Origin of the sequence: Aestuariivirga sp. (assembly GCF_965227715.1) — a bacterium.
GTDB lineage: Bacteria > Pseudomonadota > Alphaproteobacteria > Rhizobiales > Aestuariivirgaceae > Aestuariivirga.
The window spans coordinates 2,588,695-2,608,041 of sequence record NZ_OZ245771.1; the positions used below are offsets into that span (position 1 = coordinate 2,588,695).

23 protein-coding genes and 1 tRNA gene are annotated in these 19,347 nt (G+C 58.8%); 17 read left to right on the forward strand and 7 right to left on the reverse strand.

Annotation, left to right across the window (positions count from 1 at the left end; translation table 11 throughout):
* The first annotated feature begins 54 nt into the window (after positions 1–54).
* The gene (locus ACO06F_RS12215) at positions 55–615 is read left to right on the forward strand and encodes an HNH endonuclease (protein WP_421693027.1); all 561 of its coding nucleotides are present in this window, start codon (positions 55–57) and stop codon (positions 613–615) included.
* Here the strand turns inward: ACO06F_RS12215 and ACO06F_RS12220 are convergent.
* The 3 genes from ACO06F_RS12220 to arfB are packed head-to-tail and all read right to left on the reverse strand — an operon-like array spanning position 582 to position 2,111.
* Positions 582–1,079 carry a disulfide bond formation protein B gene (locus tag ACO06F_RS12220; protein WP_421693028.1) on the reverse strand — a complete coding sequence of 166 codons (498 nt, stop codon included), beginning with the start codon at positions 1,077–1,079 and terminating at the stop codon, positions 582–584. The genes ACO06F_RS12215 and ACO06F_RS12220 overlap by 34 nt on opposite strands.
* Positions 1,073–1,684 carry a YqaA family protein gene (locus tag ACO06F_RS12225; protein WP_421693029.1) on the reverse strand — a complete coding sequence of 204 codons (612 nt, stop codon included), beginning with the start codon at positions 1,682–1,684 and terminating at the stop codon, positions 1,073–1,075. The genes ACO06F_RS12220 and ACO06F_RS12225 overlap by 7 nt, the downstream gene beginning before the upstream one ends.
* 7 nt (positions 1,685–1,691) lie before the next feature.
* Positions 1,692–2,111, reverse strand: a complete 420-nt coding sequence (arfB, locus tag ACO06F_RS12230; protein ID WP_421693030.1) for an alternative ribosome rescue aminoacyl-tRNA hydrolase ArfB — start codon at positions 2,109–2,111, stop codon at positions 1,692–1,694.
* Between the two features lie 64 nt (positions 2,112–2,175).
* Here arfB and ACO06F_RS12235 point away from each other — a divergent pair.
* The 5 genes from ACO06F_RS12235 (at position 2,176) to ACO06F_RS12255 (ending at position 6,006) form a co-directional block, all read left to right on the forward strand.
* Positions 2,176–2,261 (forward strand) — tRNA-Leu (locus ACO06F_RS12235).
* A gap of 89 nt (positions 2,262–2,350) precedes the next feature.
* Positions 2,351–3,625 (forward strand): D-alanyl-D-alanine carboxypeptidase family protein, encoded by a 1,275-nt coding sequence (locus ACO06F_RS12240; protein ID WP_421693031.1) that lies wholly within the window; start codon positions 2,351–2,353, stop codon positions 3,623–3,625.
* A gap of 6 nt (positions 3,626–3,631) precedes the next feature.
* Complete coding sequence (locus ACO06F_RS12245; protein WP_421693032.1) at positions 3,632–4,522, forward strand: DMT family transporter; 891 nt, start codon at positions 3,632–3,634, stop codon at positions 4,520–4,522.
* A gap of 4 nt (positions 4,523–4,526) precedes the next feature.
* Positions 4,527–5,648, forward strand: a complete 1,122-nt coding sequence (locus tag ACO06F_RS12250) for a CobW family GTP-binding protein (protein ID WP_421693033.1) — start codon at positions 4,527–4,529, stop codon at positions 5,646–5,648.
* A 7-nt stretch (positions 5,649–5,655) separates the two neighbouring features.
* Positions 5,656–6,006 carry a Spx/MgsR family RNA polymerase-binding regulatory protein gene (locus ACO06F_RS12255; protein ID WP_421693034.1) on the forward strand — a complete coding sequence of 117 codons (351 nt, stop codon included), beginning with the start codon at positions 5,656–5,658 and terminating at the stop codon, positions 6,004–6,006.
* 33 nt (positions 6,007–6,039) lie between these two features.
* Here ACO06F_RS12255 and ACO06F_RS12260 read toward each other — a convergent pair whose 3' ends face one another.
* Complete coding sequence (locus ACO06F_RS12260) at positions 6,040–6,918, reverse strand: dimethylarginine dimethylaminohydrolase family protein (protein WP_421693035.1); 879 nt, start codon at positions 6,916–6,918, stop codon at positions 6,040–6,042.
* Positions 6,915–7,151 carry a sulfurtransferase TusA family protein gene (locus ACO06F_RS12265; RefSeq protein ID WP_421693036.1) on the reverse strand — a complete coding sequence of 79 codons (237 nt, stop codon included), beginning with the start codon at positions 7,149–7,151 and terminating at the stop codon, positions 6,915–6,917. The genes ACO06F_RS12260 and ACO06F_RS12265 overlap by 4 nt, the downstream gene beginning before the upstream one ends.
* A gap of 43 nt (positions 7,152–7,194) precedes the next feature.
* Here ACO06F_RS12265 and ACO06F_RS12270 point away from each other — a divergent pair, with 43 nt between their 5' ends.
* The 7 genes from ACO06F_RS12270 (at position 7,195) to ACO06F_RS12300 (ending at position 13,946) form a co-directional block, all read left to right on the forward strand.
* Positions 7,195–7,779 (forward strand): MOSC domain-containing protein, encoded by a 585-nt coding sequence (locus tag ACO06F_RS12270; RefSeq protein WP_421693037.1) that lies wholly within the window; start codon positions 7,195–7,197, stop codon positions 7,777–7,779.
* 41 nt (positions 7,780–7,820) lie between these two features.
* On the forward strand, positions 7,821–8,366 hold the full coding sequence (gene mobA, locus ACO06F_RS12275) for a molybdenum cofactor guanylyltransferase (protein WP_421693038.1): 546 nt from the start codon (positions 7,821–7,823) through the stop codon (positions 8,364–8,366).
* Positions 8,363–8,863, forward strand: a complete 501-nt coding sequence (gene mobB / locus ACO06F_RS12280; RefSeq protein ID WP_421693039.1) for a molybdopterin-guanine dinucleotide biosynthesis protein B — start codon at positions 8,363–8,365, stop codon at positions 8,861–8,863. Before mobA ends, mobB begins: the two co-directional genes overlap by 4 nt.
* Complete coding sequence (locus ACO06F_RS12285) at positions 8,860–9,396, forward strand: DUF924 family protein (RefSeq protein ID WP_421693040.1); 537 nt, start codon at positions 8,860–8,862, stop codon at positions 9,394–9,396. The genes mobB and ACO06F_RS12285 overlap by 4 nt, the downstream gene beginning before the upstream one ends.
* A 104-nt stretch (positions 9,397–9,500) precedes the next feature.
* Positions 9,501–12,017, forward strand: a complete 2,517-nt coding sequence (locus ACO06F_RS12290; RefSeq protein WP_421693041.1) for a GcvT family protein — start codon at positions 9,501–9,503, stop codon at positions 12,015–12,017.
* A gap of 181 nt (positions 12,018–12,198) precedes the next feature.
* The gene (locus ACO06F_RS12295) at positions 12,199–13,068 is read left to right on the forward strand and encodes a DMT family transporter (RefSeq protein WP_421693042.1); all 870 of its coding nucleotides are present in this window, start codon (positions 12,199–12,201) and stop codon (positions 13,066–13,068) included.
* On the forward strand, positions 13,068–13,946 hold the full coding sequence (locus ACO06F_RS12300; RefSeq protein ID WP_421693043.1) for a DMT family transporter: 879 nt from the start codon (positions 13,068–13,070) through the stop codon (positions 13,944–13,946). Before ACO06F_RS12295 ends, ACO06F_RS12300 begins: the two co-directional genes overlap by 1 nt.
* Here the strand turns inward: ACO06F_RS12300 and gloB are convergent.
* Positions 13,939–14,712 carry a hydroxyacylglutathione hydrolase gene (gene gloB, locus ACO06F_RS12305; RefSeq protein ID WP_421693044.1) on the reverse strand — a complete coding sequence of 258 codons (774 nt, stop codon included), beginning with the start codon at positions 14,710–14,712 and terminating at the stop codon, positions 13,939–13,941. The two genes, ACO06F_RS12300 and gloB, sit on opposite strands and share 8 nt — an antisense overlap.
* Positions 14,713–14,778: 66 nt before the next feature.
* On the opposite strand from gloB, the gene ACO06F_RS12310 reads away from it, so the two are divergent.
* The 4 genes from ACO06F_RS12310 to ACO06F_RS12325 all read left to right on the forward strand — a co-directional run bounded on the left by ACO06F_RS12310 (position 14,779) and on the right by ACO06F_RS12325 (position 18,404).
* Entirely contained in the window at positions 14,779–15,519 is a 741-nt protein-coding gene (locus ACO06F_RS12310; RefSeq protein ID WP_421693045.1) for a class I SAM-dependent methyltransferase, read from the forward strand.
* An 85-nt stretch (positions 15,520–15,604) separates the two neighbouring features.
* Positions 15,605–16,387, forward strand: coding sequence for a chorismate mutase (locus tag ACO06F_RS12315; protein WP_421693046.1), 783 nt, complete (start codon positions 15,605–15,607; stop codon positions 16,385–16,387).
* A complete protein-coding gene (gene hisC, locus ACO06F_RS12320) occupies positions 16,384–17,484 on the forward strand; it encodes a histidinol-phosphate transaminase (RefSeq protein WP_421693047.1) in 1,101 nt (366 codons plus the stop codon). The genes ACO06F_RS12315 and hisC overlap by 4 nt, the downstream gene beginning before the upstream one ends.
* Positions 17,481–18,404 (forward strand): prephenate/arogenate dehydrogenase family protein, encoded by a 924-nt coding sequence (locus ACO06F_RS12325; RefSeq protein ID WP_421693048.1) that lies wholly within the window; start codon positions 17,481–17,483, stop codon positions 18,402–18,404. Before hisC ends, ACO06F_RS12325 begins: the two co-directional genes overlap by 4 nt.
* Here ACO06F_RS12325 and ACO06F_RS12330 read toward each other — a convergent pair.
* Positions 18,398–19,267 carry a DUF2125 domain-containing protein gene (locus tag ACO06F_RS12330; RefSeq protein ID WP_421693049.1) on the reverse strand — a complete coding sequence of 290 codons (870 nt, stop codon included), beginning with the start codon at positions 19,265–19,267 and terminating at the stop codon, positions 18,398–18,400. The two genes, ACO06F_RS12325 and ACO06F_RS12330, sit on opposite strands and share 7 nt — an antisense overlap.
* Positions 19,268–19,347: the final 80 nt, after the last annotated feature.

A 19,347-nucleotide genomic window follows, 5' to 3' on the forward strand; every position in this document is an offset into this window, starting at 1 on the left:
GATTGCCACACAAGCTATAGTAATCTCCACGGGAATCGACCCTGAGAGGTGTGCTTGCAATTCGTGCCGGTTGCGCCGGAAGCCTGCCCTGCCCTGGTTCTCAACGCGGACTTCCGCCCGTTGAGCTACTATCCCTTGTCGCTGTGGAGCTGGCAGGACACGATCAAGGCCGTGTTTCTGGAGCGGGTGAACATCGTTTCCGAATACGACAAGGTTGTGAGAAGTCCGAGCTTCGAATTCCGCCTTCCTAGCGTCGTTTCCCTCAAAACCTATGTAAAACCGTCGCGGACCCCGGCATTTACCCGGTTCAACGTTTTTCTGCGGGATCGCTTCACCTGCCAATACTGCGGAGATCATGAAGATCTGACGTTCGACCATGTTATTCCGCGCTCAAAAGGCGGCCAGACAACCTGGGAAAATGTGGTCGCCGCCTGCTCTCCCTGTAATCTGACGAAGGGCGGTTATCTGCCGCAACAGATCAACATGTTCCCGGCGCAGAAGCCGATCCGACCTTCCGTTGCGCAACTCCATCGCAATGGGCGCTACTTCCCACCAAACTACCTCCACGAGAGCTGGCAGGATTACCTATACTGGGATACCGAACTCGATCCCTGACCACGCAATCCTGCAATCGCGGCCAACGCGAGCCCCAGCGAGATCAGGGCATTCCATCCCGCCAGCGATAGCCAGAGGATGCGAATTGCCGGGGTATCGCAGAGCACAGCGGGTTTCGAGAGATCGGGCAGCCCCCCAGAAAAGCCTGCCTGGGCGGTGCAAGTTGTCGGACCGGGCCACCATTTCCATTCAACACCGGAATGATAGATCCCGAACACCATGCTGCAGAACCAAAGAATGGCGAGCAGCACGAGACCGACCTTCGCAATACCGGGGCTGCGCGGAGCGAGCAGCGCCACGATGAGTGCCAGAGGAACGCCGGTGTAATAGGCCCAGCGCTGCTTCAGGCAGAGTTCGCAGGGCGCGTAACCAAGATACTCGAATATCCACGCTCCCAGAATGGTGGCCAATGCCACGGCGAAGATCAGCAGCGCTGCGCGTTGGGGGGTCAAGCTGTTCAACATGATGTCATACCACCGGCAATACCTGAGTATTTGAGAATGACATAAAGCAGAATCACCACGCCTGCCGCAATGGCGGCAAGAAGTCCCAGCCTGCGCTCGAGGAAATGGCGGATCGGCTCACCATAGCGGCGCAGCGCCCAGGCAAGCGCATAAAACCGTGCGCCGCGTGCAATGACGCAGGAAACAACGAAGAAGACGAAGCTGATCTGCGCCACACCTGCGAGAATGGTGACCACCTTGATCGGCGGCAGATGGGCAAGACCCGACGTTACAAGTAGCATCATCAGTGTGTCTTCGCCCGCGCACGTCTTCAAGTGCTCGAATTCGTCCAACTTGCCGTAGAAGGTGAGAACCGGCTTGGCCAGCGCTTCGAACGCGAAGTAACCGAGGAGGTATCCAGCAATGCCACCTAAGACCGAAGCTAAGGTGGCAATGAAGGCAAAGCGCCATGCCCGTTTCGGCCGTGCCAATGCCATCGGAACGAAAAGGACGTCCGCGGGAACAAGAAATACGGAGCTTTCGACAAAGGCGATGACCGCGAGCCAGGTCTCAGCCGACTCCCGCGCGGCGAGCGCCAGGGTCCAGTCGTAGAGGCGTTTCAACATAGGGATTTCAATCCGAATCTGGTCTGGAACTACGAAGCTTCTTGGTCGTGGACCGCTTCGACTTCGAGTCGAGCCGCCGCGTCTTAGAAGCACGGGTAGGCCTGGTGGCGATGCGCCGTTTCGGCCGGTGCGATGCCTTGCGCAAGAGCTCAATCAGCTTCTGGAGCGCAATGTCACGGTTGCGCTCCTGTGAGCGGGTTTCCTGTGCGGTGATCACAAGTACGCCGTCCAGCGTCAATTGCCGTCCCGCCAATGGGCGCAACCGCTGCTTCAGCTCTTCCGGAAGAAAGGCGCGGGCGACATCGAACCTCAGCTCTGCCGCGGTGGACACCTTGTTGACGTTTTGTCCGCCAGGGCCGGAAGCCCGGTTGAAAGACCAGGAAATCTCATCCTCGTTGATAGCAATTGAATCGGTGATCCGGATCATGGAAACTGGTTCTCGCCCTTTACGGTTGACTGCGCAAGAGCGGGCAATTATGGCCTTCCGACTGGCCTCTGTGGCGGAATGGTAGACGCGGCAGACTCAAAATCTGTTGCTCGCAAGGGCGTGGGGGTTCGAGTCCCTCCAGGGGCACCACCGGATATGCACTGCTGCCGCAGATTGGACTGATTCCTGTGATGACAGAGAGGCTTGGCAGTCACCGCAGTACCAGGAGCATTCCTCTGTTGCCGGCTTTTCAACGCATTATCGTGGCGGTTCTTCTTTTGTGCGTGCCGGTCAGCGCCTTTGCGGCCGGACCTTCGATATTGTTTGACCCGGCGACCGAGGAAGTCATCTCACAAGATCGCGCGGGCGAGCCTTGGTACCCGGCGTCCATTACCAAGCTGATGACCGCCTATGTGATTTTTCAGAAATTGCGGACCGGACAGCTTTTCCTCACACAGAAGATCCCCGTCTCTGCGCTTGCCCATTCCCAGCCTCCAAGCAAGATCGGCGTTCCGGTGGGGCAGACTGTCAGCCTCGATTTTGCCTTGCAGTCACTTCTCGTCTATTCCGCCAATGACATGGCCTATGTTTTGGCTGAGGCCGCGTCAGGCAGCATTCCCGCATTTGCTGCGGAGATGAATGCCCAGGCCCGGAAGCTGGGGATGACGGGTAGCCACTTCGCCAATCCAAACGGCCTGTTCGACCACCGCCACGTCACCACGGCGCGGGACATTGCGATTCTGGCATCGACGCTGCTCAGGGAGTTTCCGGAGTACGATCACTATTTCTCGCAACCCTTCCTGGCCGTGGGAAAGCGAAAGCTTGCCAACCGCAACTCACTGCTCCGCCAGATGCCGGAGTCGGACGGCATGAAGACTGGATTCGTTTGCAGCTCCGGGTTCAATCTGGTCGCCACAGCAACACATGATGGCCGCCGCCTTGGCGCCGTGATCTTTGGCGCCAACAGCGGGAAGCATCGTGTTGATCTGGCGGAGATGCTGCTGATCGATGGCTTTTCCCGGCCTTCAGCTCCGCGCGTCAAGATTCAGTCCATCCCCAATATTCAGACGGGCGGGATCGTGCCGACGGACATGACGAGCCAAGTCTGCAAGCAGAAGCCCATTGCTGTGGCAATGTCGAAGGATCTCGGTGGTTGGGGCATATCTTTCGGAGCTTATGAGTCTTCTGCGACCGCTGACATGGCGCTGCGCGGGAGAATGCTGAGCAAATCGGGTATGGAATTGCCTGGAACACCAGGAATCGTCCGCCTTCCGGAAAAACGTGGATTTCTTGCCGCGATGTGGAACCTGAACCAGCCACTGAGCGAGGCTGCTTGCGTTCGTTACCGCGCAGAAAAAGCACCGTGTGAGGTGATACCACCCGAGACATTCGCGCGCATTGCGGCATTGGTGCCGGACCCTGTAAAGCCGCCTGCGCCCGTCGCCGATCCCGAGGGGGACGAGGTCAGCAAGGTGACGAAACCGCCCGTGCGCAAGAAGAAAAAGAAGAACTGACGAGACATGATCAACCGGGCGGGACTGGGGATTGCCTGCGCGCTTGGTGCTGCCGCTCTTTATGGCCTGGTTCCCATTTTCGTCCGCACCGCCATAGAGGGCGGCGTATCACCCATCGAGAGCACGCTTTTCCGTACCTTTGTGATTGCCATCGTGTTCGCAATTCTTGCCGTTGCCAAGAGTGAACCGCTCTCGGTTCCAAAAGGTGCGTGGCCCAGCTTCATCGGCCAGGCCATCGCCACATTCTTCGTCTCCGTCGCCTACCTGGCCTCGGTGCAGTTCATTCCGGTCGGTCTCGCCGTGATCATCTTCTATCTCTTTCCGGTGCTGATCATGCTGCTGGCGCCACTGGTTGAAGGGCGCAATCCAGGGCTCCTCCGGATCCTGATCGCCATTCTCGCTTTCTGCGGACTGGCGGTCGCCGTAGGGCCGAGCTTCGACAGTCTCGATATCCGCGGAATCCTCCTTGCGGCAATGGCTGCGGCAGGCGCAACGCTGCAGTTCTTCTCTGGCCGGGCCATTTCACGCTACATGACGCCGGCAAGTTTTGGCAGCCTGGTCCATGTCATGATCCTGCCGCCCATTCTGCTGATCTCCCTCATCGTTGGGCATGGGTCTCTGAATTTCTTGCCCGGAGGTTCGGCCACGAACCTCGGCCTCGCATTCATGTGCGGGGTGGCCGCTGTCTATGTGGTCGGCTACCTTGGGCACATGCTCTCGCTCCGGTTTTCGCCAGCCTCCACTGTCGCCCCGTTCTATAATCTGGAACCCGTCGTTGCCACGTTAACCGCAGCCGGAATCCTTGGTGAACGACTTTTGATTAATCAGTATGCCGGAGGCGGGCTCGTTCTCGCCGCTCTTGTGGCATCCAGCCTGCTCGGAAGATGGAAGAAATAGCAGTATGTCCCACGCCCCCATTCCCGTAGCAATCCTCACCGGTTTTCTTGGTGCGGGAAAGACCACACTGTTGAATTATCTGCTGAAAGACCCGTTCCTGAGCGATGCGGCAGTCATCATCAACGAATTCGGCGACGTCGGCATCGATCACCTGCTGGTTGAGCGGGCGGATGAGAACGTCATCGAGATGGCATCGGGCTGCCTGTGCTGCACCATTCGCGGCGACCTGATCGACACAATACACGACCTGCTGGCCCGGCGGGGCCGGGGAGAGATCAAGAGCTTCAACCGCGTGCTCATCGAAACGACAGGCCTGGCAGATCCTGCGCCCGTCCTCCACGCCGTGATGAGCGAGCCGGGACTTCTTGCCGCCTGCCGCCTGGAGGGCGTCATCACCGTCGTGGACGCCTTCAACGGCATGGCGACCCTCGATGCCCACCCCGAAGCGGTGAAACAGGTGGCGGTGGCAGATCGTATCGTGCTCACCAAGGTCGATCTTCTGGTCGGCCGCGAAGGCGAAGACATGTTGTTTGCCATCATTGGCCGGCTCCGGAAGCTCAATCCCGCGGCCCGCCTCCTGACCACACACCGCAATGAGGCGACGGCCGAGCGGCTGTTCACCATGGGGCTCTTCGACCCCAAGACCAAGACAGCTGATGTCCAAGGCTGGCTCGCCGCCGAGGCCTACGAAACGGGGGAGAAGCGGGGCCGGCGCCACCGTCATTCACACGACCACGCAGGCCATCATCAGCATGATGTTTCCCGCCATGACGACCACATCCGGTCCTTCACCTTCATCGATGACAATGCCATCAGCCCGCATGGCCTAGAACTGTTCATGGAGCTGCTGAAGTCCTACCACGGGGCCAATTTGCTCAGGATGAAGGGCATCGTGAAGGTCTCTGACGATCCGTTGCGTCCGGTGGTCCTGCACGGGGTTCAGCACGTATTTCATCCGCCAGTCAGGCTTGCGGCCTGGCCGGACGAAGACGAACGGACCCGCCTCGTGTTTATCGTCAAGGATATCGAGAAACCGATGATCGAGGGGCTGTTCCGGGCGTTTACAGACCAGATTGCGGGTGGAGCGGATGCTTTCACCGACAAGACACTTTCTCTCAACAGGTAACGGCACAATGACTCTCAAGCTCTATGGACTTTCCAAGTGCTCAACCTGCCAGAAGGCAATTGACTGGCTGGACGAACATAAAATCAAGCACAGCTTTTCCGACGTCAAAGAACACCCGGTCACCAAGGATCAAGTTGCAGCGTGGTCGAAGGCGCTGGGTGGCTGGGAAAAGATGATCAACAGGGCGGGCTACACCTGGCGCGGCCTGCCGCCTGAGAAGACGGCAAACCTTACCGAGGCCAGGGCCGTCAGCCTGGCGGTCGAGAACCCCTCGCTCATCCGCCGCCCGCTGATCGAGCACAAGGACGGCGCAGTGACGGTGGGATTCTCCAAAAAGATTCAGGACCTTTTTTCCTGAGGAACGGCCGGGGACACCCGGCCCCTTCTTGCGTCAGCCGCGCACCAGAGGGCGCGTCATGCAGGTCGGCCCGCCCTCGCCCTTTCGGCAGATGTCATAGCCCTCGATGACCTCGACCTTGACGCCCGCAGCCTTCATGCGGCGCTCGGTCTCGGGATTGCCTTCCACCATCATGGCGTGGCGTGGACCCAGAGCCAGGACATTGCAGCCCATGGTGTCGAACTCCTCCGCCGGCACCTCCACGAATTTGATGCCGCGGGATTCCAGGAACTCGATCTGCCGGGCAGCCATCAGAGGCGGATAGACAACGGCAAGGTCATGATCGAGCGGCGACAGACAGGACATCAGGTGGAAGACGTCCGAGCGGCCCTTGTAATGCGGCATATCAAACCAAAGGATTTCAACATCAGGGCCAGCAAGTTCGCCCAATTGGCGAAGACCCTCAAGATTGGTTCGATAGCCGACACCCGCCAGCAATGTATACCGGTCGATCCACACAAGATCTCCCCCCTCGACCTTGCCCTCGCCGGTGATTTCGCCTGCGATCGGAAAGCCAAGCTGCCCAAGAACAGCACCATTAATCTCTGATTCCTTCCGCCGCTGCAACTTGCCCATGCGGGGTTTAACCAGTCCGCGCGGCGTCACAATCAATGCATCATGGGTGTAGATTGAATCCAGTGTCAGCCCGGGCGCGGGCGGCAGTTTGATAACCTCCGCGCCGCTGGCAGTGAGGATCTCATCTACGACTGCATATTCTTTGAGTGCATTGGCAAGGTTCGGACGCGAATGGAAGTTCAGATCCTTCCATTCCGCATCAATCTTGGCGTCATCAACGAAGGCAGCCGTGACATCGCGGATTGCCACTTTCTTCAAGGGACCCCAGTTGTTGAAGGCACCGAAATCAAAGGTCATTTTCGTCTGATCCTGAATATGAGGGCGCCGCCATCCTTCGCCTGCTCCAGAAGCGTGTGGCCCTGCTCGTTGCAGAAGTGAGGCATGTCTATGGCGGACATGGGGTCTGTGGCAATGACCTTGAGTATGGCACCAGAATCCATGGCGTCCAGGCGCTTGCGGGCCTTCAGCACGGGCAGAGGGCAGAGCAGCCCAGACAGATCCAGCGTGATTTCGGAATGATTTTCAGACATGGTCAGGCTAGACGGTAGCATTGGTGTGAAAGGAGTTACAGACTTGCCAGAGCTTCTGACGAAACTGTCCTTCGAAGGCACCGTGGACCTGCTGCTTGCCAACCCGGACCGGAGCCAAGGTCTCGAAAAGCAAAGGGTCCGCGACGCGCGCTTCTTGTTTACAGGGATGGAAGGCGACTGCCACGGCGGCCTTACACGAAAGTCCGACAGCCGCATGCTGAAGCAATACGTCCGAAACACGGAAGTGCGCAATTCACGGCAGGTTTCAATACTCTCCGCGGAAGAACTTGCAGAGGTGGCTGAACGCATGGGAATCCCCGCCGTTCGGCCAGAGTGGGTGGGCGCCAACATGATCATTCACGGGGTTCCAGACTTAACCCTGTTGCCGCCGTCATCACGGATGAAGTTCCCGTCGGGTGCAATGCTCGTTGTCGATGCCGAGAACCATCCCTGCCGTTACCCCGCTGACATCATTGCCGAGCATCACCCGGAAGCAACAAGGGGATTTGTTTCGGCAGCAATGCACAAGCGTGGCGTTGTTGCCTGGGTTGAAGCTGAAGGGAGCATCCAGCAGGGAGACAAGATCACCATCTGGATTCCACCACAGCGCATCTACGCACACGGATGACCATTGCGGCTGTTATCGTTGCGGGTGGGCGTTCCTCCCGGATGGGGCGTGAGAAGGCTTTTGCCACGGTTCGGAACCGGACGATCATTTCCCGCATCATCACCCAGCTTACGCCGCAAGTTGACAGAATACTCATCAATGCCAATGGTGGCGAGGAGAGGTTTTGGGAGTTTGGGCTTCAGCTCATTGCAGATGTCCTGCCTGCCAGAACTCCGCTTGCGGGGCTGCATGCCGCTTTAAGCGCTGCTGGGGTACGAGGCTTTCACGCGGTGCTCACTGTTCCATCGGACGCGCCGTTCCTTCCTGCTGATCTCGTCCTGCGCCTTAAGTCATCTTGTGAAGACGCGGCGATCGCATCATCCGGGGGGCAGCAGCATTTTCTCACGGGGCTGTGGTCACCCAAGTTACGGCAGACCCTCGAGCTGGCGCTGGGACAGTCTCAGCCGCCGCGGCTCCAGGACTGGGCGAGGAGTTGCAGAGCGGCCGTCATCGACTGGCCCATGGAACCCTATGACCCGTTCTTCAACGTCAACACGCCTGAGGAGCTTGCGGAGGCAGAGCGTATTGCGGCAGAGTTCGGGCTATGAATAGGGTAATCGGTGTTGCGGGCTTCAAGAATGCGGGCAAAACCACACTGGTGGAGAAGCTCGTCACTGAGCTCACACTGCGCGGCCATCGCATCTCAACTGTGAAACACGCGCATCATTCTTTCGATATCGACCATGAGGGACGTGACAGTTTCCGTCACCGGAAGGCGGGTGCTTCGGAGGTCGCAGTGGTATCAAGCCATCGCTGGGCGATCATTCATGAGTCGCGCGGGGACAGGGAACCAACACTGGACGAGATACTTGCCAAGCTCGCGCCCTGTGACCTCGTCATTGTCGAAGGATACAAGCGTGACACGCATGACAAGATCGAAGTCCGCAATATCGAACTCACGCATCCTCAGCTCGCCGGAGATGACCCCACGGTCGTCGCCATTGCTGCGAATGGTCCGTTGCGCGATGCGCCGGTTCCGGTATTCGACAGGGACGATGTTTCTGCTCTTGCCAGCTTCGTCGAACAGCATTCGGGTTTGACATGACCCCGCAGCACATTACGGATTTCTGGGAGGAGGCTGGAGAGGGGCGCTGGTTTACCAAGGACGATGCCTTTGACGGTGCACTGAAGGTCCGCTTCAGCAGTGCACTGGCTAAGGCTCGCTTGGGCGAATTCGATCACTGGGGCAATACACCGGAAGGTGCCCTTGGTCTGGTCCTGTTGCTTGACCAGGTCTCACGCAACATCAATCGGGGCAGTTCTCTGGCCTTTGCGGCAGATACCAAGGCACTCCGGATGGCGAAGAGATGGATCGGTCAGGGATATCATCAGAAGCTCATCCCTCCGCGGGCCCGCTGGCTCATCATGCCCTTCGAGCATGCCGAGGATCTTGATGCACAGCGCCGCGGCGTTGCCCTGTTCCAAACCATGGGCCTTTCAGAAATGGCGCATTGGGCACAGGTCCATCTCGAAATCATCGCCCGGTTCGGACGTTTCCCGCACCGGAATGCCTTACTTGGCAGGGTGTCGACGCCCCAGGAGCTGGCCTTCCTCAAAGCAGGCGGTTTCGCGGGCTAGTGTCGGAATCCGCCCTGTCCCGGTCGTTCCGCCTCACGACTGTTGAATCCACCTCACTATTGTGCCCTCAATTCCATTTTCGGGCTCTTTGAGGGATTTCACCCATGAAAACACATGCGCGCGTGGTCGTTATCGGCGGGGGCGTGGTGGGCGTCGGTACGCTCTACCACTTGGCCAAGAAGGGCTGGAGCGACGTCGTTCTGATCGAGCGCAAGGAACTGACCTCGGGCTCAACCTGGCATGCCGCTGGCCTGCTGCCACTGTTCAACCTGTCTTATTCGGTCGGCCAGATCCACAAATACTCAGTCAAGCTCTATGACTCCCTCGAGGCGGAGACCGGGCAGCATGTGGGCTTCAAGAAAGTATCCAACATCCGCCTCGCCCGAACCAAGGACCGCTGGGACGAGTTCATGTATTACGCCGGCGTTGCAGAGACGATCGGCATCAAAGTTAATATGCTGACGCCAGCTCAGGTGAAGGAAATTTGGCCGCTGTGCGAGACCGAGGGTCTCATCGGCGCCATTCAGCACCCGGATGACGGCTACATTCAACCGGCCGACCTGACACAGGCCATGGCCAAAGGTGCGCGAACCCGCGGCGCCGAGATCTATCGCAACACTACGGTTACCGGCATCGAACAGAAAGCCAATGGCGAATGGCTGGTGAAAACCGACCAGGGAGATATTACTTGCGAGCACGTCGTTTCAGCGACTGGCAATTTTGCCCGCAAGACCGGCGCTCTGGTGGGTCTCGACATCCCCGTGATCCCCGTCGAGCACCAATATATCGTTACCGAACCCCATCCGCTCATACGGGAGCGCCAGGCTAAGGGTCTCCCCGAAATGGGCGTGCTCCGCGAGGCCGACAGCTCCTGGTACATGCGGGAAGAAAACGGGGGCCTGTTGCTTGGACCCTACGAACACGGTGCCCCCTGTTGCTATATGGATGCGCCTTCCGACCAGAGCGAATATGAACTCTTCCAGGAAGATCTGGACCGGCTCGCTCCCCACATCGAGACAGCCATCGCGCGCGTTCCGGCCTTCGGCGAAGTCGGCATCAAGAAGGTCTACAATGGTGCCATTGCCTATACGCCCGATGGGTCGCCGATCATCGGGCCGGCCTGGGACAAACGGAATTTCTGGCTGAACGAAGGGCACTCCTTCGGGGTGACGGCGTCTGGTGGCGCAGGCTGGCAATTGGCGGAATGGATCGTGGAGGGTGAGCCCTCCATTGACATGATGGGCGTGGATCCCCGGCGCTTTGGCCCCTATGCGACGCGGGGATATCTGAAGGTCAAGAACGAAGAGGCTTACGCCAACGTCTTCACACCGCATTATCCGGATGAGGAGCGCTCAGCCGCACGTCCCCTCAAGCGCACACCGGTTTATGACCGGATGAAGGATCTGGGCGCCGTTTTCGGCTCCGTCTATGGCTGGGAGCGCCCCGGCTGGTTTGCACCCAAGGGCTATGCCCTCACAAAGGAAGAAATCAACAGCCCCGATGTTCTGACCAACCACAATTATGCTCCGCCCACGGATGATGGGCGGATCGTGGAGAAATGGTCCTTCCGGCGGTCGAATTACCTGCCATTCGTCGGCGAGGAATGCCGCAACGTGATGAACAATGTGGCAATCCAGGACATGTCGGCGTTTGCGAAGATGGAGGTTTCCGGTCCTGGCGCACGTGAGTGGCTTGAGTCCATTCTCGCCAACAAGATTCCGAAAAAACAAGGCCGCATTGCGCTCTGCCATTTGCTGACGCCGCGCGGAGGTGTGCGCTCGGAATTCACGGTCTATGAGTGGGCGCCGGGCCGCTTCTACCTGGTCTCTGCCGGTGGCTATGAACGCCATGACCATGATTACCTCCGGAAGCTCTGCCCTGCTGATGGCTCCGTGCGGCTGAACGCAATCACCACCCGGTTCGGTGTTCTGGTGCTGGCGGGGCCGAACTCGCGCAAGGTCTTGCAGAAGTTGACCGATGCGGATCTCTCAAATGACGCTTTCCCGTGGCTTTCCGGCAAGGAGATCAGCGTCGGACACACTACGGCCCATGCCCTGCGGGTGAATTTCGTAGGAGAGCTCGGCTGGGAATTCCACCATCCGATCGAACAGCAGATTGCCTTGTTTGACCTCCTCATGGATGCGGGCCGGGAATTCGGCATCCGCCCCTATGGCATCAAGGCCATGTCGTCTCTTTCGATCGAGAAGAGCTACCGGCTTGTGCCGCGCGAGCTCTCGATCGAATACAATGCCTATGAGTCGGGACTTGACCGCTTCGTGCACCCCAACAAGGGCCAGTTCATTGGGCGTGATGCATTGGTGGAGGCAAAGCAGAAGGGTCTCTCCTGGAATTTCGTGACGATGGACGTTCATGGTGTAACGGACGCCGATTCGGACGCCCGCGGTTCTGAGCCCATCTATAGCAAGGGGCAGCTGATCGGGCGCGCCACCAATGGTGGCTATGGCTTCCGTGTGAATAAATCGCTGGCCCTCGGCATGGTGCGTCCAGAATTCTCGGCGGTCGGCACGGAACTCGAAATCAAGATTCTTGGCAAGGTGTTCAAGGCTGTTGTAATCGCCGAGAGCCCATATGACCCAGACAACAAGGCGTTGCGCGCCTGATTCATGCGTAGCTGCCAAACAGTGGGCCGTGCCAGCAGGTGCGGCCCATTGAAGTTCTAGGCAGGGGTCGGCAGGCGTTGCAGAAATTGTGGGGCGCGAGCAAACAACTGAGTTGAACGGAGCGAATCAGAACCGCCACATGCGTGCAGCAACACCAGGATACGGAACGGGAATCCTGTTCGTGATAAGCGCCACGGTGGGCTGGAGCCTGGCGGGTGTCTTCGTGCGTTTTTTGCCGGGGCTCGATGGCTGGCAGATAAATTGCTGGCGCGGATTCTGGATGTCGGTCTTCCTGCTCGTTTATCTGGTGGCGGTGTATGGCCGGGAGACATTGGGGAAATTCCGCGCCATTCCCGTTTTCGCCCTGCTTGCAACCGCAGCCTTCTTTACCGCGGGCTCTACACTTTATGTCACGTCGCTGACACTCGCCGGAACGGCGACCGTGTCAGTGATCGGTGCATTGTCACCGATCTTCACGGGGCTGCTGAGTCCCTGGATCACCCATGAGCGCCCTTCGCTCGCATCCTGGGCTGCGGCAATCATGGCTCTGGTTGGTGTGGGGGTCATTGCATGGGACAGCATCACGGGTGGCAATCTTCTCGGCATACTCGTGGCGCTCATGGTGCCTATCTCCTTTGCAGGTCAAACCGTTACGCTGCGGCGATTCCGAAGCTTTGACATGGTGCCCGCCATCTGCGTGGGCGGGTTCGCGACATTCTTCATTGCCGGGGTGATGGGATACATCTTTGGCGGCCATGCAGGTGGAGGCTTCGAAGTCGGTCCACTTCAAGTCCTGCTTCTTGCCTTGATGGGTCCACTGCAATTGTCCATTCCCTTAGTGCTGTATGCCAGGGGCGCCCAAGCGGTCCCTGCTGTGACATTGTCCCTCGTGGTCATGCTGGACGCGGTTCTCAATCCTTTCTGGAGTTGGCTGGGGGTGGGCGAAGTTCCCAGCAACGCCGCCTTCATCGGAGGTGCAATCATCATTAGTGCTGTGGCGATCTCCATCTTCGGTGACCGCTGGCTGAACGGGCGGCGGAGTTCGACCTGATGCGCAGCTCCACTGCGACGCTCATCGGTTTCACCGCGGTGCTGATGTGGGCGCTGCTGGCACTAATGACAGCCGCGAGCGGCAATGTGCCGCCATTTCAGCTTGCAGCACTGACCTTTCTGATAGGCGGGACAATTGGTGCCGTGACATGGCCCTTCCGGAAGGGCGCCATTGGCGCTCTCCGCCAGAGTTGGCGGGTGTGGCTTCTCGGGGTTGCCGGCCTGTTCGGATATCACTTCGTCTATTTCAGCGCCATACGCGCCGCGCCGCCGGTCGAAGTCAGCCTCATTGCATATCTATGGCCACTGTTTCTCGTCGTGTTCTCGGCCTTCCTTCCGGGCGAGCGGATCAGGGTGCACCATGTAGCCGGCGTTGCACTGGGCCTTGCAGGCGCAGTCGTCATCATCACCGGCGGCAAGGGCTTCTCGCTATCCCACGGCTTCACAACGGGCCATGCTCTGGCCTTTCTCTGTTCAATCATCTGGTCAGGCTACTCGGTTTTGTCACGGCGGTTCGGACAGGTGTCGACTGACGTCGTGGCTGGTTTCTGCTTGATCACTGCGCTTCTGTCTGCCGTCTGCCATCTGGTGTTCGAAACCACGGTGTGGCCTACGGATGCGTTGCAGTGGGGAGCCATTCTGGGACTGGGGCTGTTTCCCGTTGGAGCCGCTTTCTACACATGGGACTATGGCGTGAAGCACGGAGACATCATGGTGCTCGGAGCTGCCTCCTACGCATCTCCGGTGCTTTCCACGCTTGTGCTCGTCATTGCCGGATTTGCGCCATTTGCCTGGCCCGTGGTGGTGGCATGCCTTCTTATCACAGCCGGTGCCGTGGTCGCAGCCAAGGATATGCTGCTCAGGCGCGCGACTAGCTGAAGGAATCTTTCCTTTGGCGGAGTTCGGCAAAGACCTCCTCATCCGTGGCGTCATTCATCCCCAGCCCAGCCCTGATCTCCTGACTTCCTGTGCGGAGGAAGGGGTTTGTTGCAAGTTCGGCACCGATGGTTGACGGGCATGTCATCTTGCCGGCCGCCCGCAGCCCGGAGATTTCCGCCGCGCGCTCTTGCAAGGAGACGTTTCCCGGTTCGACAGACAATGCAAAGCGGGCGTTCGACTGGGTGTACTCGTGCCCACAAAAGAGCATCGTGCCAGGTGGCAGCGATTTAAACTGACTGACGGAGCGGTACATGTCTTCGAGAGTGCCCTCGAATACCCTTCCACAGCCCAGCGAGAACAGCGTGTCACCGGCGAATGCGGCGTTCTCCGCAGGCATGATGTAGGCGACATGGCCTAGCGTGTGCCCGGGGCAATCCCAGACCAGAATCTCACGATCAGCCCAGGTGAAAGTGTCCCCACCCGTAACTTCTCTTCTAATGCCAGGAATTTGCGCGGCCTCATGTCTCGGCCCGGTAATATTGCACCCATAGCGCTGCTGGAGAGCAATGTTTCCTTCGACGTGATCGCCGTGGTGATGAGTCGTCAGAATGTCCGTGAGCGTCCAGCCAAGGCGATCCAGCTGCCCTTCGACGGCAGCAGCGTCAGGCGCGTCGATGGCGGCAGTGGCGCCAGTCTTGCCGTCATGTAGAAGAAGGCCATAATTGTCAGAACGGCAGATAAACTGGTGAAATGCGAATTGGCTCATGGCAGTGATCAACCCCTTGGTCGTCTTCGATGAACTGTTTACCACCTGGAGATAAGCATTATTCCGATGGACATCGTTGATCTTCGGGAATTCTATGGCAGCAAGCTGGGTTTGGCCACCCGCCGTTCTTTGGCCGCGCGGCTCCGGCCGCGGTTTTCCGGCCTGACGGGTGCGACGGTGATGGGGCTTGGCTTTCCGATGCCGTATCTGGCCGACTGCGTGGGCCAACCTGCTGCCCAGCTTGCTTTCATGTTGGCGCGCCAGGGCGTGTTTCGCTGGCCAGAGGAGGGAGCGGTGCAGTCTGCTCTGGTCGATGAATGTGATCTGCCGCTGCTTGAAAGTGTCGTCGACGTGGCCCTCGTTGTCCACGGTCTCGAGTTGACTGACGCCCCCCAGGACATGCTTCGGGAGGTCTGGCGGGTGCTGGCACCACAGGGCCGCCTCTTTCTGGTTGTACCCAACCGGCGCGGGGTTTGGGCACGGTTCGACTCTTCGCCATTCGGCCACGGGCAGCCATTTTCCAAACCTCAGCTTTCTGCCCTACTCAAGGAAAACCAGTTCTCGGTCGTGTCGTGGTCCTATGCACTGTATTTTCCGCCATCTACCAGCAGCACCTTGCTTTCCGCGGCCCCCGCCATCGAAGCGATGGGTTCCCGGCTGATGCAGGCGCTGTCTGGCGTGATCATCGTTGAGGCCGTCAAGCAGGTTTATGCCGTGGCCACAGGCAAGCGAGCGCGCCGGCTGGCGCCCCGGGGGCGGCCGGCCCTGGCCACTGCTCCGGCCAAGGGCGCATGGCGGCATCCCTAGGACAGGATTGCATTTTCAGGGCTGGCGCCTATGAATAGCCCGCCCCGGCGGCATAACCGCCAGCCATAAGCGAGCCCGCCGATCGATGACTGCCTCGAGCCCCGACATCCCACTCGTTGCCCTGCGCCGCGAGATCGATCTGATTGATGATCAAGTGCTGCACCTGCTCATACAGCGCTTCGTGGCCACGGAGAGGGTGCGGGCTTCCAAGGCGCAGGATGGAACCATCAGTTCCTCGCCATTCAGGCCTGCCCGTGAGGCGGTCATCATGCGCCGCCTCACTGCGGAATCGGAGGGCAGGCTGCCTCCCGAACTTCTGGTGCGTCTTTGGCGTGTCATCTTGTCAGCCTCCATCCAGTTACAAGCACCTGTCACCTTGCACATGGATGCCGCTCTGGGGCAGGACCTCAGCACGCGCATATTGATTGCTCAGCACTTCTGCGGCATGGCGGTGGTCTTGCATCCCAGTCCGAAAGATGCACTTGCGGCGCTGCTGACGGCGCAAGGCGATCTTGCAGTTATCGCGACGAGTTCTGATTGGGCTCAGGGCTTCGCCCCCCGGGAAAAGGGTGGAGCTCAGGTGATCGGAACTCTTCCGGTTCTCATGCATGGCAATCAGCCGCAGCTCCTCATCTTCGGCCATGCCGAGCCCCAGGCGAGTGGAGATGATGAGACGCTCGTACTGATTCCGGGCCAGGACCTGGACATCGTATCCAACCTCTGGCAGGCGCACTCCGGCACTTATACTCTCGTTAGCTTGCCTGGTTTTCTCGAAGCTGCTGCTCCACTGCTACATGACGTTCTCACTCGTTTTCCGGGGGCCCGCATTGCTGGGAGTGCCCCGCGGCCACTCAAGGTATTTCCATGACACGCACGAACCAGAACCACCCCCAGCCCAAGCCCGGCATTCTTGAAATTGCAGCCTATGTTCCGGGAAAGAGTGGCGCCAAAGGTTCGAAGGTCCACAAGCTGTCTTCCAACGAGTCTCCCATTGGAGCCAGCCCTAAAGCACTGGAAGCCTATAGTGCGGCCGCGAACACGCTTGAGCTCTATCCGGATGGATCCGCTGCCATCCTGCGCTCCGCAATCGCCAACCGCTTTGGGCTTCTTGCAGAAAACATCGTCTGCGGGGCCGGGTCTGATGAGCTTTTGCAGCTCCTCGCCCATGCTTATCTTGGGCAAGGTGACGAAGCGATCTACAGTCAGTACGGATTTCTTGTCTATCCGATTGCCATCCAATCAAATGGCGCAACGGCTGTTGTTGCGCCTGAGAAAGATTACCTGGCGGATGTCGATGCGATTCTGTCATGCGTGACAGAGAGAACGCGCATGGTCTTCATTGCCAATCCAAACAACCCCACTGGTCGTTATCTGCCCTTCAGCGAGGTAAAGCGCCTGCACGCGGGTCTACCTTCGAGTGTTCTGCTGGTACTGGATGCAGCGTATGCCGAATATGTGCGCCGCAACGATTATGAGGCCGGGATAGAGCTGGTCGCGACATCCGGCAATGTGGTGATGACACGGACCTTCTCGAAAATACACGGATTGGCAGCCCTGCGCCTGGGATGGGCCTATTGTCCTGCCCATGTGGCAGATGTTCTGAACCGTGTGCGTGGTCCCTTCAATATCAGCGCCCCGGCCATTGCGGCGGGAGCTGCGGCCATCGTTGATCAAGACTTTGTTGAGCGTGCGATTGCGCACAATGAAGAATGGCTTCCCTGGATGACTGCGGAAATCGCCGCTCTCGGGCTTGAGGTCACGCCCAGTTGCGGAAATTTCGTGCTGGTGCATTTCCCGGCGGATACGAAGCAAAACGCCCACGCGGCCGATATTTGGCTGCAGGAGCGTGGCTTCGTTGTCCGCCGCATGGACGCCTACGGCCTGCCTGGTGCCCTGCGCATAAGCATCGGCACGGAAGAGGCAAACCGCGGACTGGTCGCAACGCTGAAGGCTTTCCTGTCATGACAGTGCTGTTCGAGCGCGTAGCTCTCATTGGCATTGGCCTCATTGGCTCATCTCTGGCCCATGTCATGCGCAGCAAGGGGTTGGCCGGCGAGATTACTGGCTATGCAAAAAGCGAAGCGACACGTGCCAAGTCAGTGGAACTTGGGCTTGTGGACAGGGTCTTCGACAGCGCAGCAGACGCAGTGAGAGATGCAGATCTTGTCATTCTGTGTTCACCCGTCGGCACCTACGGCGCGCTTGCTCAGGAGATCGGTCCGGCGTTGAAGCCTGGCGCACTGCTCACCGACGTTGGGTCCGTCAAGGGTGCAGTGGTGCGCGATGTACTGCCCCATCTCCCGCCGGGCGTGAATTTTATTCCGGGCCATCCCATAGCGGGAACAGAGCAGTCCGGTCCGGAGTCTGGTTTCGCCGAGCTCTTCATCAATCGTTGGTGCATTCTGACGCCGCTGCCCGATTCGGATGCCAAGGCGGTCGAAGCTCTTACAGGGTTCTGGCGCGCGTGCGGCTCGAACGTGGAGAATATGACACCGGAGCATCATGATCTTGTGCTGGCCATTACCAGTCATCTGCCTCATCTCATTGCCTATAACATTGTTCTGACTGCGGCCGATCTTGAGGAAGTCACATCCTCCGAGGTGATCAAATACTCGGCTGGCGGTTTTCGCGATTTCACCAGAATTGCCGCATCCGACCCGACCATGTGGCGAGATGTATTCCTTAACAACAGGGAAGCGGTTCTCGAAATGCTGGGACGCTTCTCAGAAGATCTTTCCGCCCTCCAGCGAGCCATAAGGTGGGGTGATGGCGAGACGCTGTTCGATGTCTTCACCCGCTCCCGCCAGATTCGGCGCAGTATCATTGCGGCGGGTCAGGACACTGCCGCACCAGATTTCGGGCGTAACCCGCCCAAAGCTCAATAAATTGCTGTGAGGTCAGCGATCTTGAAAGGCCCAATATAGAGTGCGCCATCCTGTGCGATGACGGGCGCCTTTGCGGCATTGCCCAGAAGCCCAAGCATGGTCTTGAGATTGGATATTTGCGCGGCAGACAACGTCAGATGTGGCGCGAGTACGGCAAGAAGGCCGCTGATATCATTGGTTTCGGTGTCCAGCTTTCCCGTGATGCGGTGATTTGAGTCAAGCCTCAGCGTTCCAGAGCCCCAGTAACGCAGAGTTCCCTGCTGCAATTCAAACTTTTGGACCTTTAACGTCTGATCCTGCACGACGGAGCTGAGCAAGCTGCCACTGTCCACGGTTAGCGGTACGTGGTCCGGACTTTGATATTCCAGACCCGTGATGGTGATTGCCAAGTCCATTCCCTCCGTGGGAGACGGGCGTGTACTCAGCATGAGTTGCTTCAGTTTTCCGAACCCGGAGACCGAGAGTGCCGGTAGTTCAAGCGAAACGGTGGGCACTTCCTCGGCTTTGAAGGTGATGGCGGCAAATACGCGTTGGTGATCGACTTTCGTGGGCGAGAGGCCCAGTCCGGAGACAGTCGTCGGACCGTCGAGAAGGGCCGCAATCTGCCAAGGCGCATAGGCGAGGGCGACGAGGAGCAGGTTACTGGAACGAAGTTCTGCCCGGCCGACAATTGTTGCAACAGGTGAACGGCATGAGTACTCCAGGTGGAAGGGATAGCCACCCCAGTCTTCCTGTGTGCAGGAAAGCGCCGCTCCCTGATTGGCCAGGATTTCGCGCTCAGCGGCAAACCGCTCTTTCGCAATGCCGAGGGCGACGAACCAGCAAATGGACCAGATCAAGGCAAGGACGAGGACAATTCCCAAAGGCAGGAACATCCTCCAGGAGCTGGGCGCGGCATTGGGCATTTGATCTTGGATCGGCTTTTGCGTTAGTCAGACCATCA

Bases quoted from the DNA above. Each gene is read 5' to 3' on its own strand.
- mobA (WP_421693038.1), top strand. From the start codon at position 7,821: ATGGGGCGTGAGAAGGCTTTTGCCACGGTTCGGAACCGGACGATCATT.
- arfB (WP_421693030.1), bottom strand. From the start codon at position 2,111: ATGATCCGGATCACCGATTCAATTGCTATCAACGAGGATGAGATTTCC.
- ACO06F_RS12300 (WP_421693043.1), top strand. From the start codon at position 13,068: ATGCGCAGCTCCACTGCGACGCTCATCGGTTTCACCGCGGTGCTGATG.
- ACO06F_RS12290 (WP_421693041.1), top strand. From the start codon at position 9,501: ATGAAAACACATGCGCGCGTGGTCGTTATCGGCGGGGGCGTGGTGGGC.
- ACO06F_RS12265 (WP_421693036.1), bottom strand. From the start codon at position 7,151: ATGTCTGAAAATCATTCCGAAATCACGCTGGATCTGTCTGGGCTGCTC.
- ACO06F_RS12255 (WP_421693034.1), top strand. From the start codon at position 5,656: ATGACTCTCAAGCTCTATGGACTTTCCAAGTGCTCAACCTGCCAGAAG.
- ACO06F_RS12325 (WP_421693048.1), top strand. From the start codon at position 17,481: ATGACAGTGCTGTTCGAGCGCGTAGCTCTCATTGGCATTGGCCTCATT.
- mobB (WP_421693039.1), top strand. From the start codon at position 8,363: ATGAATAGGGTAATCGGTGTTGCGGGCTTCAAGAATGCGGGCAAAACC.
- ACO06F_RS12225 (WP_421693029.1), bottom strand. From the start codon at position 1,684: ATGTTGAAACGCCTCTACGACTGGACCCTGGCGCTCGCCGCGCGGGAG.
- ACO06F_RS12250 (WP_421693033.1), top strand. From the start codon at position 4,527: ATGTCCCACGCCCCCATTCCCGTAGCAATCCTCACCGGTTTTCTTGGT.
- ACO06F_RS12285 (WP_421693040.1), top strand. From the start codon at position 8,860: ATGACCCCGCAGCACATTACGGATTTCTGGGAGGAGGCTGGAGAGGGG.
- hisC (WP_421693047.1), top strand. From the start codon at position 16,384: ATGACACGCACGAACCAGAACCACCCCCAGCCCAAGCCCGGCATTCTT.
- gloB (WP_421693044.1), bottom strand. From the start codon at position 14,712: ATGAGCCAATTCGCATTTCACCAGTTTATCTGCCGTTCTGACAATTAT.
- ACO06F_RS12220 (WP_421693028.1), bottom strand. From the start codon at position 1,079: ATGTTGAACAGCTTGACCCCCCAACGCGCAGCGCTGCTGATCTTCGCC.
- ACO06F_RS12260 (WP_421693035.1), bottom strand. From the start codon at position 6,918: ATGACCTTTGATTTCGGTGCCTTCAACAACTGGGGTCCCTTGAAGAAA.
- ACO06F_RS12315 (WP_421693046.1), top strand. From the start codon at position 15,605: ATGACTGCCTCGAGCCCCGACATCCCACTCGTTGCCCTGCGCCGCGAG.
- ACO06F_RS12245 (WP_421693032.1), top strand. From the start codon at position 3,632: ATGATCAACCGGGCGGGACTGGGGATTGCCTGCGCGCTTGGTGCTGCC.
- ACO06F_RS12310 (WP_421693045.1), top strand. From the start codon at position 14,779: ATGGACATCGTTGATCTTCGGGAATTCTATGGCAGCAAGCTGGGTTTG.